Origin of the sequence: Leminorella richardii (assembly GCF_900478135.1) — a bacterium.
Classification (GTDB): domain Bacteria; phylum Pseudomonadota; class Gammaproteobacteria; order Enterobacterales; family Enterobacteriaceae; genus Leminorella; species Leminorella richardii.
Genome location: NZ_LS483470.1, coordinates 3,822,986 through 3,836,584, shown reverse-complemented (window position 1 = coordinate 3,836,584; position 13,599 = coordinate 3,822,986). Strand labels below are relative to the sequence as shown.

The 13,599-nt window shown below is 51.5% G+C and carries 12 protein-coding genes; 10 read left to right on the top strand and 2 right to left on the bottom strand.

Translation table 11 applies throughout. From position 1 onward, the window contains the following. Nucleotides 1-50: 50 nt before the first annotated feature. Both gppA and rhlB read right to left on the bottom strand, forming a co-directional pair. Entirely contained in the window at nucleotides 51-1,577 is a 1,527-nt protein-coding gene (gene gppA, locus DQM29_RS17400) for a guanosine-5'-triphosphate,3'-diphosphate diphosphatase (protein WP_111741838.1), read from the bottom strand. A gap of 11 nt (nucleotides 1,578-1,588) precedes the next feature. Further along, on the bottom strand, nucleotides 1,589-2,872 hold the full coding sequence (gene rhlB / locus DQM29_RS17395) for an ATP-dependent RNA helicase RhlB (RefSeq protein ID WP_111741837.1): 1,284 nt from the start codon (nucleotides 2,870-2,872) through the stop codon (nucleotides 1,589-1,591). A 145-nt stretch (nucleotides 2,873-3,017) separates the two neighbouring features. Here rhlB and trxA point away from each other — a divergent pair, with 145 nt between their 5' ends. The 10 genes from trxA (at nucleotide 3,018) to rffA (ending at nucleotide 13,599) form a co-directional block, all read left to right on the top strand. Continuing rightward, nucleotides 3,018-3,344, top strand: coding sequence for a thioredoxin TrxA (trxA, locus tag DQM29_RS17390; protein ID WP_111741836.1), 327 nt, complete (start codon nucleotides 3,018-3,020; stop codon nucleotides 3,342-3,344). A gap of 444 nt (nucleotides 3,345-3,788) precedes the next feature. Further along, nucleotides 3,789-5,048, top strand: a complete 1,260-nt coding sequence (gene rho, locus DQM29_RS17385) for a transcription termination factor Rho (protein ID WP_111741835.1) — start codon at nucleotides 3,789-3,791, stop codon at nucleotides 5,046-5,048. 71 nt (nucleotides 5,049-5,119) lie between these two features. Beyond that, nucleotides 5,120-6,217, top strand: a complete 1,098-nt coding sequence (gene wecA, locus DQM29_RS17380; protein ID WP_111741834.1) for a UDP-N-acetylglucosamine--undecaprenyl-phosphate N-acetylglucosaminephosphotransferase — start codon at nucleotides 5,120-5,122, stop codon at nucleotides 6,215-6,217. A gap of 20 nt (nucleotides 6,218-6,237) precedes the next feature. Beyond that, complete coding sequence (wzzE, locus tag DQM29_RS17375; RefSeq protein ID WP_111741833.1) at nucleotides 6,238-7,272, top strand: ECA polysaccharide chain length modulation protein; 1,035 nt, start codon at nucleotides 6,238-6,240, stop codon at nucleotides 7,270-7,272. Nucleotides 7,273-7,361: 89 nt separating this feature from the next. Next, complete coding sequence (gene wecB / locus DQM29_RS17370; protein ID WP_111741832.1) at nucleotides 7,362-8,492, top strand: non-hydrolyzing UDP-N-acetylglucosamine 2-epimerase; 1,131 nt, start codon at nucleotides 7,362-7,364, stop codon at nucleotides 8,490-8,492. Then, nucleotides 8,489-9,751: a UDP-N-acetyl-D-mannosamine dehydrogenase gene (gene wecC / locus DQM29_RS17365; RefSeq protein WP_111741831.1), complete on the top strand. Its 1,263-nt coding sequence runs from the start codon at nucleotides 8,489-8,491 to the stop codon at nucleotides 9,749-9,751. Before wecB ends, wecC begins: the two co-directional genes overlap by 4 nt. After that, nucleotides 9,742-10,821 (top strand): dTDP-glucose 4,6-dehydratase, encoded by a 1,080-nt coding sequence (gene rffG, locus DQM29_RS17360; protein ID WP_172622639.1) that lies wholly within the window; start codon nucleotides 9,742-9,744, stop codon nucleotides 10,819-10,821. Before wecC ends, rffG begins: the two co-directional genes overlap by 10 nt. 61 nt (nucleotides 10,822-10,882) lie before the next feature. Then, complete coding sequence (gene rfbA / locus DQM29_RS17355; RefSeq protein WP_111741830.1) at nucleotides 10,883-11,764, top strand: glucose-1-phosphate thymidylyltransferase RfbA; 882 nt, start codon at nucleotides 10,883-10,885, stop codon at nucleotides 11,762-11,764. Continuing rightward, complete coding sequence (gene rffC / locus DQM29_RS17350; protein ID WP_111741829.1) at nucleotides 11,742-12,452, top strand: dTDP-4-amino-4,6-dideoxy-D-galactose acyltransferase; 711 nt, start codon at nucleotides 11,742-11,744, stop codon at nucleotides 12,450-12,452. Before rfbA ends, rffC begins: the two co-directional genes overlap by 23 nt. A gap of 16 nt (nucleotides 12,453-12,468) precedes the next feature. Continuing rightward, nucleotides 12,469-13,599 (top strand): dTDP-4-amino-4,6-dideoxygalactose transaminase, encoded by a 1,131-nt coding sequence (rffA, locus tag DQM29_RS17345; protein ID WP_111741828.1) that lies wholly within the window; start codon nucleotides 12,469-12,471, stop codon nucleotides 13,597-13,599.

Here is a 13,599-nt window from a genome sequence, read left to right as displayed (position 1 = left end):
CAACAATAGAGGAGTTCAATTTTTTTATTCTGTTTTATAGAGTGGTTTCTCTATTTGGCCTGAATAGAAAAAGGCAACCGACAGTTTGTTTGCCAGCGGCTTTCCTGAAGGAGAGATTCCGCTAAAAGGGGGCGATTTTTGAGGTCATTACTGTCGATGCTTAGCTGTAGTCGATCGCCGTCGGCGAAAAGGCTAACGTTGAGCGTTGTCGCTGGATGCCGAGCTCGACAGAAAAGAATCGCGATCCTTAGCAGGCGAACAATTTGAATGGCTTGGTGCGCGGGAAGTGCATTTTGTTGAGAGAGTGCCTGAAGATCGAGAGGGTGACTTTGATTAATCAGGAGTGCCGCCAGTAGCTTTTTTTGTGCAGGCGTAAACCCCGGCATATCTATATGGCTGACCAGATAGGCGGCGTGTTGGTTAGCGTTTTTGAATTCTATGCTAAGTCCTACCTCATAAAGCTGGCAGGCCCAGAAAAGCATCTCCTGTACGTTATCATCAAGATGCCAAGAGCTTTGTAATTGAGCTCTTAGCGCACTAGCGCACTGACTAACGAAGTCTGCCTGCTGGCAGTCGACACGATAAAGAGACTGAAGCATTCTGACGGTTCTTTGGCGAACATTGCGATCGGGAGGGATGGGGAGCATGCTGTAAACTAATCCTTCACGCAGCGCCCCGCCGGAAAGCACCATACTGTCCACTTTTAGCGTGTCGAAAACGGCGATCAGAATCGCTAGGCCGCTGGGGAACACAAGTGCTCTTTCCAGCGTCAGCCCTTCAATTTCAAGCTCTTCGAGTTTACCGCACTGGATGGCCTGTTCTTTCAGCTGTAGCAGCTTATCCAGAGTGATGGCTTCATCCATACCCTGTGCAACCATGATTTCCTGTAGTGCCTGAACAGTGCCAGAGGCTCCAACGCAGGTTTTCCAGCTGCAGGATATAAGTCGTTCAGCAATTTGGGATAACAGCTCACGCGCAGCGGTTTCTGCCTGGTGAAAGTTGTCGGCGCTTAAAGAGCGGTTGGCAAAGTAGCGTTCAAGCCAGGTAACACAGCCCATAGGAAGGCTAACCAAATTGTTAATGCTATCACCGTCGCCTGCGATAAGTTCAGTACTGGCTCCGCCGATATCAACCACCAGACGTTTAGGATCGCCGCCGGTAGTATGATTCACTCCCTGATAAATCAGCCGTGCTTCTTCTTCACCGCAAATGATGTCAATAGAGATAGAGACGTTTAGCCGTTCAAGAGCCACAGAAATAAAGCGTTGGGCATTTTTAGCCGTGCGCAGTGCCGCAGTAGCAACGACGCGAATACGATGTGGGGGGATCCCCTGAAGACGTTCAGCAAACAGCGCCAGGCACTGCCAGCCGCGCTCCATGGATTCTTCCGACAGATAGCCGCTTTCGTCCAGTCCGGCAGCCAGCCTGACTTTTTTTTTCAATTTGTCGAGAGTTTGTATTCCGCAGTTGGTGTTGCGGACGATTAACAGATGAAAGCTGTTTGAACCCAGATCGATAGCGGCATAAATCGAAGAGTTGTCGATTTTGCCGCATTCTGAGTTCTGAGGGGGAAGCATACCTTGTCGCGCTATCCTGAACGCTTGCGACCGCGAGGAGCTCCGCTTCTACGGGGCCCGCTGCTGCGTCGTTGACTACCTACAGCTCGCGTGCGCGGCAGTCGTTTCGGCGCAGGCAGGTCTGTCATTAGCGCGTCTGGGTTATAGCGGCTTACCGGAATGGCGTGACCGATGTACTGCTCGATAGCAGGTAGGTTCAGCGCGTACTGCTCGCAGGCCAGGCTAATCGAGTTGCCGCTGGCGCCAGCGCGACCGGTACGGCCGATGCGATGAACATAGTCTTCACAGTCGTCTGGCAGGTCGTAGTTGAATACGTGTGTGACTTCAGGAATATGAAGACCGCGAGCGGCAACGTCGGTGGCGACCAGAATATCCAGATTGCCCTTGGTGAACTCATCCAGAATTTGCAGGCGCTTTTTCTGTGCCACATCGCCAGTCAGCAGGCCGACTCGATGACCATCTGCCGCCAAGTGGCCCCAGATCTCTTCACAAACGTGCTTGGTATTGGCGAAAACGATAGCGCGGTCGGGCCATTCTTCTTCCAACAGCGTTTGCAGAAGGCGCATTTTGTCCTCGTTTGAGGGGTAGAAAAGCTCTTCTTTAATGCGGTGGCCGGTTTTTTGCTCTGGTTCAACTTCAATATACTGAGGGCTATTCATGTGCTCGAACGCCAGCTCTCTGACTTTAAAGGAGAGCGTTGCCGAGAACAGCATATTCAGGCGCTGTTCCGCAGCAGGCATACGTCGGAAGATCCAGCGGATATCCTTAATAAAGCCCAGGTCAAACATGCGGTCGGCTTCGTCCAGAACGACAACCTGAATGGCGCTAAGATCGACATGGCCCTGTTTGACGTAGTCAATAAGACGACCCGTTGTACCGATAAGAATGTCTACGCCAGACTGCAGCACTTTAAGCTGCTTGTCATAACCGTCTCCGCCATAGGCTAGGCCGGTTTTAAAGCCGGTTTCATCTGCCAGAGGCTGGGCGTCGTTGCTGATCTGAACGGCCAGCTCACGCGTCGGCGCCATAATCAGCGCTCGCGGCTGATTCGTTTTGCGCTGCTCGTCGGACGCGTGCGTTAATAAATAGTTAAAGGTAGATGCCAGAAAAGCCAGCGTTTTTCCGGTACCCGTTTGCGCCTGTCCTGCAACGTCCTTCCCCTCTACGGTATAAGGCAACGCCAATGCCTGTATTGGCGTACAGTAATGAAAACCCTTACTTTCAAGGGCTTTGATGACCGAGGGGTGTAGTGCGAAGTCGGCGAACTTCTGTTCCGTCAAGTGTGTTTTGCTCATAGTGGTGTAGAATAGCAGTTAACCTCGCATTCACGAAAGTATTGCTTTACGAATGCGTATCCGTTGAAATAAAGTCAACATTTATTCAACGTTTCTTTGGTCAATAAAACACCAATGAATCACATCTAATCCCGCGGAGTCAAACATGAGCGAAAAAATTATTCACTTAACCGATAGCAGCTTTGAAAGTGACGTGTTGAAAGCCGAAGGGCCCGTCCTAGTGGACTTTTGGGCAGAATGGTGCGGCCCGTGCAAAATGATCGCTCCCATTCTGGATGACGTTGCGTCTGAATATGAAGGCCGACTGACGGTCGCCAAGCTGAATATCGATGAAAACCCTGCAACTGCACCGCAGTATGGCATTCGCGGTATCCCTACTCTGCTGTTGTTTAAAGACGGCGCCGTGGCGGCAACCAAAGTTGGTGCGCTGTCTAAGTCTCAGTTAAAAGAGTTTTTGGACAATAGCCTCTAATATTCTGAGCGACAAGCGATCGGCACGGGCTCTGAGTCGTCAGGTTTGGCTTTTGACTGACTAAAATGAGCATCGTGCTGACGCGTTTTCATGCGTTATTATTGCATTTTCTTTATCGATCCGTAGACTACGCGAATAAAGCATGCTACCTTTATTTACGCTTCATGAAATCTTATCTACAGACGTATCCAATTTTAAATCCATAGCCTATATGTCCTTCAGTACCCTTAAGTGCACTCAAGTAGCGCTATGATTTTGAAACAGGTTTAGAATGTATATTCGGGCACGGCTTTCTGATTTATCCTAAAAATTTATCAGACACTGTTATGCCTTCCGCATTGACGTGCGGCGTGACTGGATATTCTAATTTACAGGCGTGGCGAGCTCAGCCATCTATTCATCAAGACATTTCGAGACAGACCCCGAGTTAAAGAACCCACCACTATGAATCTTACCGAATTAAAAAATACGCCGGTCTCTGAGTTAGTTACTCTCGGCGAAAATATGGGTCTGGAAAATCAGGCCCGGATGCGTAAGCAAGACATTATCTTCGCTATCCTTAAACAGCATGCAAAAAGCGGTGAAGATATTTTTGGCGACGGAGTGCTGGAAATACTGCAGGATGGATTTGGCTTCCTGCGTTCCGCAGACAGCTCCTACCTTGCCGGTCCCGATGATATTTACGTTTCCCCCAGTCAGATTCGCCGCTTTAACCTCCGTACGGGTGACACCATTTCTGGCAAAATTCGGCCGCCAAAAGAAGGCGAGCGCTATTTTGCCCTGCTGAAAGTCAATGAAGTCAACTACGACAAGCCGGAAAACTCCCGTAACAAGATCCTGTTTGAAAACCTGACTCCTCTGCATGCTAACTCTCGTTTGCGTATGGAGCGTGGCAACGGTTCGACGGAAGATCTTACCGCTCGCGTGCTTGATTTGGCTTCGCCTATCGGCCGCGGTCAGCGTGGCCTGATCGTTGCGCCACCGAAAGCCGGTAAAACCATGCTGCTGCAAAACATTGCCCAGAGCATTGCCTATAACCACCCTGATTGCGTGCTGATGGTGCTGCTGATTGACGAGCGTCCTGAAGAAGTGACTGAAATGCAGCGTCTGGTGAAGGGCGAAGTGGTTGCATCAACCTTCGACGAACCGGCTTCTCGTCACGTTCAGGTTGCTGAAATGGTGATCGAAAAGGCCAAGCGTCTGGTTGAGCACAAGAAAGACGTTATTATCCTGCTTGACTCTATCACTCGTCTGGCTCGTGCCTACAACACCGTCGTGCCTGCATCGGGCAAAGTGCTGACCGGGGGGGTTGACGCCAACGCCCTGCATCGTCCTAAGCGCTTCTTTGGCGCTGCGCGCAACGTGGAAGAGGGCGGCAGCCTGACCATTATTGCTACTGCTCTGGTTGATACCGGCTCTAAAATGGATGAAGTCATCTATGAAGAGTTTAAAGGCACCGGCAACATGGAACTCCATCTGTCTCGGAAGATCGCCGAGAAGCGCGTGTTCCCGGCGATTGATTACAACCGCTCCGGTACCCGTAAAGAAGAGCTGCTGACGACCTCAGAAGAGCTACAAAAAATGTGGATCCTGCGTCGCATTATTCATCCTATGGGTGAAATTGACGCGATGGAGTTCTTGATTAACAAGTTAGCGATGACGAAAACAAACGATGAATTCTTCGATATGATGAAGCGTTCATAGTTGAAGTTAAACCGAGGTGAGTATTAGGATAATATCCTGATACTCATCCGTTTTATTGAGAGCCGTTAATCGTGAATGCACTCACTGTGAGTAGCGATATTATTATCGTTTTTTTGTTTTCTCTGGCTTTCCTATTTGTCGCTCGCAAGGTGGCAAAAAAGATAGGGTTGGTTGATAAGCCTAATTATAGAAAACGCCATCAAGGGGTTATTCCTCTTGTTGGAGGAATTTCCGTTTATGCCGGGATTTGTTTATATCTTTTCATTAATTGGAAAGAGATAGAACAGCCCGGCATTTATCTTACCTGCGCCGGTATTTTGGTCGTTGTGGGCGCTATTGATGACCGGTTTGATATCAGCGTGAAGTTCAGAGCCTCTGTACAGGCGCTGGTTGCTGTTTCCATGATGTACTTTGCCGGTCTCTATCTTCACAGTCTGGGATATATTCTTGGGCCGTTTGAGCTGGTGCTTGGCCCCTTTGGCTACGTCGTCACGCTGTTTGCCGTTTGGGCTTCCATCAACGCCTTCAATATGGTTGACGGCATCGACGGCCTGCTGGGCGGGCTTGCCTGTGTGACCTTTGGCGCGCTGGGCATACTGCTGGTTATGGACGGTCAGTCGCTGTTGGGCTACTGGTGCTTTGCCATTATTGCCTCCATCATTCCCTATCTGCTGCTAAACCTCGGCGCTTTTGGTAAGCGCTACAAGGTGTTTATGGGCGATGCGGGCAGTACGCTGATTGGTTTTACCGTGATCTGGATTTTACTGCAGAGCACACAGGGAACCGGTCACCCAATGAATCCGGTTACCGCCCTTTGGGTTATCGCTATCCCTCTGGTTGATATGATAGCCATTATGTATCGCCGCCTGCGTAAGGGTATGAGCCCCTTCTCAGCCGATCGCCAGCACATTCACCATCTGATTATGCGCGCTGGGTTTACCTCTCCCCAAGCCTTTGTTTTGATCACGCTTTCGGCTGCGATTTTGGCGGCGATTGGCGTAATTGGTGAACATCTTGCATTCGTCCCTGAATGGATAATGATGGCACTATTCTTGCTTGTTTTTCTTGTGTACGGGTTTTGCATCAAGCGCGCCTGGCGGGTAGCACGTCTTATTAAACGCGTTAGGCGGCGGATGCGCAGAGCCAGTAAAGAGCAACATATTTCTTAAACAGAGGCTTTATCATCAACATGAAACCTGAGATTCAGTCCATTGATAATGAATTAGATATCCGCAGCCTGTGCTATTCATTATGGTATGGAAAAGTGTGGATAGTCGGCATTGCCGTTGTATTTGCGCTGTTTGCACTGGTTTACTCTTACGTTGTCAAACAAGAGTGGAGCGCGACGGCGATTACTGACAGGCCGACTGTCAGTATGCTGGGGGGGTACTATACTCAAGAGCAGTTCCTTCGCGGTTTAGTGCGTGACAGCAGCGCTAATTCACAGACCAGTGAAACGCCCATTGCTTCGGATGTGTATGATGAATTCGTTATGCAGCTCTCTTCCTATGACACCCGCAGGGATTTTTGGCTGAGCTCGGACTACTACGCACAGCGTAAGGAAGGGAATGCCAGAGCCGATGCCGTCTTGCTTGATGAGCTTATCAACAATATTTCATTTGCTCCAAAAGACGATAAAAAAGGCGTTAACGACAGCGTTAAGCTTACGGCGGAAACGCCTAGCGATGCCAATCAGCTGCTGCGCCAATACGTCAACTTCGCTAACCGGCGCGCTATCGCAGCCCTTAACGATGAGCTTTCTGGTACCTGGTCTGCGCGCAAAACAACGCTGTTTTATCTGGTCAAGCGTCAGGAAGACATCTCCAATGCCGTTTATCAGCGAGAGCTAAAGCGCGTTAAGCATGCATTAGAGGTTGCTGAGAAGCAGGGTATTGAGCGTGCGCGCACAGACGTTCCCGCAGGGCAGCTACCGAGTTCTGAACTGTTTATGCTGGGTAAACCGGCACTGGAAGCCCAGTATGAGGCTTTACAGGCCACTGGCCCTGGCTTTGACGCTGACTACGATCACAACCGCGCGATCCTTTCTTCTTTAGAGGAAGGCGTTAAGCTGGATTCAGACTTCAGGACCTATCGCTATTTGCGTACGCCAGAAGATCCCATCGCGCGTGACAAGCCGCGTCGCCTGTTCCTGCTGATTATGTGGGGAGGCATTGGCGGCCTGATTGGCGCCGGTGTGGCCTTGACGCGTAGGCGTAGAGCCTAGAAGAGAACAGAGAATAATAATGATTGGGCGCCTTCGGGCGCCTTTATGGATGTTAGTCTACACAACGAAAAACTGAAAAGAGAAACCCCGTGAAAGTGTTAACCGTTTTTGGTACTCGTCCTGAGGCAATAAAAATGGCGCCGTTAGTTCACGCGCTGGCTAACGACAAGGACTTTGAATCTAAAGTATGTGTAACGGCACAGCATCGTGAAATGCTGGATCAGGTATTAAAGCTGTTTGATATCAAGCCTGACTATGACTTAGATATTATGCGTCCGGGACAGGGGCTGACGGAAATTACCTGCCGAATTCTGGAAGGGCTGAAGCCGGTTCTTGAGTCGTTCAAGCCAGATGTAGTGCTGGTGCACGGTGATACGACAACAACGTTGGCGACCAGCCTGGCAGCGTTCTATCAGCGGATCCCCGTCGGGCACGTAGAGGCGGGGCTGCGTACTGGCGATCTCTATTCTCCGTGGCCTGAAGAGGGCAACCGCAAGCTGACGGGCCATTTGGCCATGTATCACTTTTCACCGACCGAAACCTCTAAACAAAACCTGCTGAGAGAGGCGATTCCCGATAGTCGAATTTTTGTTACTGGTAATACGGTTATTGACGCCCTATTTTGGGTGCGCGACCGCATTCACAGCGACACAACGCTTCGTGAAGAAATGGAGCGTCGCTATCCGTTCCTGCATCAAAATAAGAAAATTATCCTAGTAACAGGCCACCGTCGGGAAAGTTTTGGCGACGGTTTCGAGCGTATTTGCAGCGCGCTGGCGGAAATTGCCCGCAGTCATCCGGACGTTCAAGTGGTATACCCAGTACACCTGAATCCTAACGTGCGTGAACCGGTAAAGCGCATTTTAAGCCATATCGACAACGTGACCCTAATTGAGCCGCAGGACTACCTGCCTTTTGTCTATTTGATGGATCACGCCTATCTGATATTGACTGACTCCGGCGGTATTCAAGAAGAGGCTCCCTCTTTAGGTAAACCGGTCTTGGTGATGCGCAACACTACCGAGCGCCCTGAAGCGGTTTCTGCCGGAACGGTGCGACTAGTTGGTACGAATATTGCTTTAATTTTAGAAGAAGTGAGCAGGCTGCTGAAAGATGAAAACGAGTATCACATCATGAGCCGCGCGCATAACCCATACGGTGACGGGAAAGCCTGCCAGCGTATTCTCGATGCTTTGAAAAACAATCAGGTGAAGCTATGAGTTTTGACACAATTTCCGTTATTGGTCTTGGCTATATTGGCCTGCCAACGGCGTCCGCGTTCGCATCACATAAAAAGAACGTTATTGGCGTTGACGTTAATCAGCACGCGGTTGATACCATCAACCGTGGAGCGATCCACATCGTTGAACCCGATCTGGATAAAGTCGTTAAAGAGGCGGTTGAAGGTGGGTTCCTGCGCGCTGTCACCAAGCCTCAGCCTGCGGACGCGTTTTTAATCGCCGTTCCAACCCCTTTCAAAGGCGACCACGAGCCGGATATGGTGTACGTCGAGTCAGCGGCCAGATCTATTGCGTCGGTGTTGAAAAAGGGTGACCTAGTGATCCTTGAATCCACCTCTCCGGTGGGCGCAACGGAGCAAATGGCTGGCTGGCTGGCTGATGCCCGCCCCGATCTGACCTTCCCACAAAACGCGGGTGAAGCGGCAGACATCAACATTGCCTACTGCCCAGAGCGCGTGCTGCCAGGGCGTGTGATGATTGAGCTTTTACAAAACGACCGCGTTATCGGTGGGATGACGCCGCGCTGCTCCGAACGAGCAAGCGCGCTGTATAAGATTTTCCTTAAGGGCGAGTGTGTTGTTACCAACGCGCGGACTGCCGAGATGTGTAAGCTGACAGAAAACAGCTACCGCGACGTGAATATCGCTTTCGCCAACGAGCTGTCGCTGATTTGCGACCATCAGGATATCAACGTTTGGGAACTGATTAGACTGGCGAACCGCCACCCTCGCGTTAACATTCTCCAGCCGGGCCCAGGCGTTGGTGGGCACTGTATCGCGGTTGACCCGTGGTTTATTGTGGCGCAAAACCCTCAAGAGGCGCGCATTATTCGCACCGCCCGTGAAGTGAACGACGGTAAGCCGTACTGGGTGCTGGAGAAGGTAAAGGCTGCCGTAGCCGACTGTCTGACTGAGAGCGGAAAGCGCGCTGCCGAGGTGAAAATCGCCTGTTTTGGCCTGGCATTTAAGCCAGATATTGATGACCTGCGCGAAAGCCCTGCGCTGGAAATTACCCATATGATTGCCGACTGGCACGCTGGGAAAACGCTAGCCGTAGAGCCTAATGTGCATCAGCTGCCGGCTATTCTGGCGAACAAAGTGGCATTAACAGAAACGGAAAAGGCGCTTGCTGAAGCAGACGTTATCGTGATGCTGGTGGATCACCGCCAGTTTAAAGCCATTGCCCCTGAGCAGGTTAAGCAGTCTTGGATTATTGATACCAAAGGGGTATGGCGGTGAGAAAGATTTTAGTTACCGGCGGTGCCGGATTTATCGGATCGGCGGTCGTTAGGCACGTTATTCAAAATACGCCTGACAGCGTTGTTGTTGTCGATAAGCTGACTTACGCTGGTAACTTGGACTCTTTAATTGAGGTGTCTGACAGCGAACGCTATGCCTTTGAGCAGATCGATATTTGCGATCGTGCGGCGCTTGACAGAGCGTTTGCTGAGCATCGGCCCGATCTGGTGATGCACCTGGCGGCAGAAAGTCACGTAGATCGCTCAATTGACGGCCCGGCGGCGTTTATTGAAACCAATATTGTCGGTACCTATACGCTTCTGGAAGCGGCTCGCGCCTACTGGAACGAGCTTTCTGGCGATCGTAAAGCGGCATTTCGCTTCCACCATATCTCAACGGATGAGGTATATGGCGATCTGCACGGCACGGATGACCTGTTTACGGAAACCACGCCTTACGCGCCAAGCAGTCCCTACTCGGCATCAAAGGCCTCTAGTGACCATTTAGTGCGCGCCTGGCTTCGGACCTACGGTTTCCCGACCATTGTGACTAACTGTTCCAATAACTATGGCCCTTATCACTTTCCCGAAAAGCTGATCCCCTTGATTATTTTGAACGCGCTGGAGGGTAAAGCGCTGCCCGTTTACGGCAGCGGCGCTCAGGTTCGCGACTGGCTGTTTGTCGAAGACCACGCCAGAGCGCTGTATAAAGTGGTAACGGAAGGGGAAATCGGCGAAACGTACAATATTGGCGGGCACAACGAGCGTAAAAATATCGACGTTGTGCGGACTATCTGCCAACTACTGGAAGAGCTGGCGCCGCAAAAGCCAAGCGGTGTTGCTAAGTACGAAGATCTGATTACTTACGTTACCGATCGCCCCGGACACGACATGCGCTATGCGATTGACGCAGCGAAGATTGAGCGTGAGCTGGGGTGGAAGCCCCAGGAGACGTTTGAATCCGGCATTCGTAAAACCGTGATGTGGTATTTAACCCATCAGGTGTGGTGTCAGCGCGTTCAGGACGGCTCCTATGCCAGAGAGCGCATTGGGCTGCGGTCAATAAAATAGTCCTATAAAGATTATCAGTCCTCTGGCCTGACGGCCGGAGGTGCTTGAGGATAACAAAACGATGAAAGGCATTATTCTGGCGGGCGGTTCCGGTACGCGACTGTATCCAATTACTCGGGGCGTATCGAAGCAGCTGTTGCCGATTTACGACAAGCCGATGATTTACTACCCGCTGTCGGTACTGATGCTGGCGGGCATTCGGGACATTCTAATTATTTCTACGCCGGAAGATCTGCCCGCCTTTCGCCGCCTGTTGGGGTCGGGTGAGGAGTTTGGCATTCGATTAAGCTATGCCGAGCAGCCTAGCCCGGACGGCCTGGCTCAGGCATTTATTATTGGCGAAGAGTTTATCGACGGTGATTCATGCTGTCTGGTGCTGGGTGACAACATCTTCTTTGGCCAGTCCTTCACGCCGAAGCTGCGTAACGTTGTGGCCAGAGACAGCGGCGCTACGGTGTTTGGCTATCAGGTCATGGATCCGGAGCGTTTTGGCGTCGTGGAGTTTGATGAAAACTTTCGCGCCCTGTCGATTGAAGAGAAGCCAGTGAAGCCTAAGTCAAACTGGGCGGTCACTGGCCTCTACTTTTACGATCGTCAGGTGGTGGATATGGCTAAACGGGTTAAGCCTTCATCGCGCGGCGAGCTGGAAATTACCAGTATTAATCAGATGTATCTTGAGCAGGGCTCGCTGAGCGTTGAGCTGCTTGGGCGAGGCTTTGCTTGGTTGGATACCGGTACTCACGACAGCATGGTTGAAGCCAGCACGTTTGTGCAGACGGTGGAGAAGCGCCAGGGCTTTAAGATAGCCTGTCTGGAGGAAATCGCCTGGCGCAACGGCTGGCTGGACGATGCGGGCGTGCAAAAAGCCGCAACCCTGATGTCTAAAACCGGCTACGGCAAGTATCTGCAGGACTTACTCCATGTCCGTCCGCGCCAGTATTGATGCCCTGCCCTGGGAAAGCGAGTTTTTTTCCCTTTCCAGCGCCAAGCTGAATTTTTCCGATGATGCTGCTCCGCTGGATGCCGATTCCCTGTTGGGCTATCAGCGCCTTCAGGCCAAGGTGCCCGCAGAACGCTCAGAGGTGATTGACGGGCTAAACGCGCTTGGCTTTCAGCTGGTGGAAGGGGAAGTCGATTTTCAACTGACGCTGGATGCACAGTCGGTAAGTGAGCCTGCTGCCGGGCATTACTGCCGTTTGGCAACGGAGAGCGATATTCCTGCTCTGCGCACGGCAGCATCTGCCGCCTTTCGCCAAAGCCGCTTTCGGGCACCCTGGTATCAGGAAGGCGACAGCGCTCGCTTTTACGCACTGTGGGCGGAAAAGGCCGTGCTGGGTACCTTTGATCACGTATGCCTGATGATTGAAGACGAAGCACAGCAGCCGCTGGGCTTTGTGACGTTAAGACAAATTGATGAACAGCAGGGCCGGATTGGCCTGCTGGCCGCCTGGCCTGAACGTGGCCGACGGGGCGCTGGGCTGGCGTTGATGAACGCCGCAAAGCGCTGGTGCGTACAAAAAGAGCTAAAGACGCTTTATGTCGCCACTCAGATGGGAAATATTGCCGCCTTACGCCTTTATATTAGAAGCGGTGCTTCCGTTCACAGCACAGCATATTGGCTATACAGATAATAATTAGGTGAAGAAAATGATTCCGTTTAATGCGCCCCCGGTTGTTGGAACAGAACTTGACTATATGCAGGCTGCTATGGGCAGCGGCAAGCTGTGCGGAGACGGTGGATTTACCCGTCGCTGCCAGCAGTGGCTAGAGCAGAACTTCGGCAGCCATAAAGTGCTTTTAACGCCTTCCTGTACGGCATCTTTGGAGATGGCTGCGCTTCTGCTGGACATCCAGCCGGGCGATGAAGTCATTATGCCAAGCTTTACCTTCGTCTCTACCGCAAACGCCTTTGTGCTTCGCGGTGCAAAGGCGGTATTCGTGGACGTGCGCCCGGATACGATGAACATCGATGAAACCAAAATTGAAGCCGCTATCACGGAAAAAACCCGCGTTATCGTTCCCGTTCACTATGCCGGCGTGGCCTGTGAAATGGATGTCATTATGGCGCTGGCGAAGAAGTATAACCTTTACGTGGTGGAAGACGCTGCGCAGGGCGTAATGTCGACTTACAAGGGCAAAGCGCTGGGCAGCATTGGCCATATTGGCTGCTACAGTTTCCACGAGACGAAAAACTACACCGCCGGTGGTGAAGGCGGAGCCACACTGATTAACGATCCTGCGCTGATTGAGCGTGCAGAAATCATCCGCGAAAAAGGCACTAACCGCAGCCAGTTTTTCCGTGGCCAAGTGGATAAGTACACCTGGCGCGACATTGGTTCCAGCTATCTGATGTCAGACCTTCAGGCGGCCTATCTGTGGGCTCAATTGGAAGTTTCTCAGGAAATTAACCAGCGCCGTCTGGCACTCTGGAACAACTATTACAGCGCGTTTAAAGGGCTGGCGGACAAGGGACGAATTGCTTTACCCATCGTTCCCGCCAACTGTGAACATAACGCTCACATGTTCTATATCAAGCTGAGTGATGTTGAAGACCGCACGCGCTTTATCAACTATCTGAAAGAAGCAGAAATTATGGCGGTGTTCCACTATATCCCGCTGCACTCCTGCCCGGCCGGTGAGAAGTTTGGTGAGTTCCACGGCGAAGACCGCTATACCACCAAAGAGAGCGATCGTCTGGTTCGCTTACCGATGTTCTATAACATGACTGACGTTAATCAGCGCACGGTAATCAATACTATTCTGAGCTACTTCGCCTGA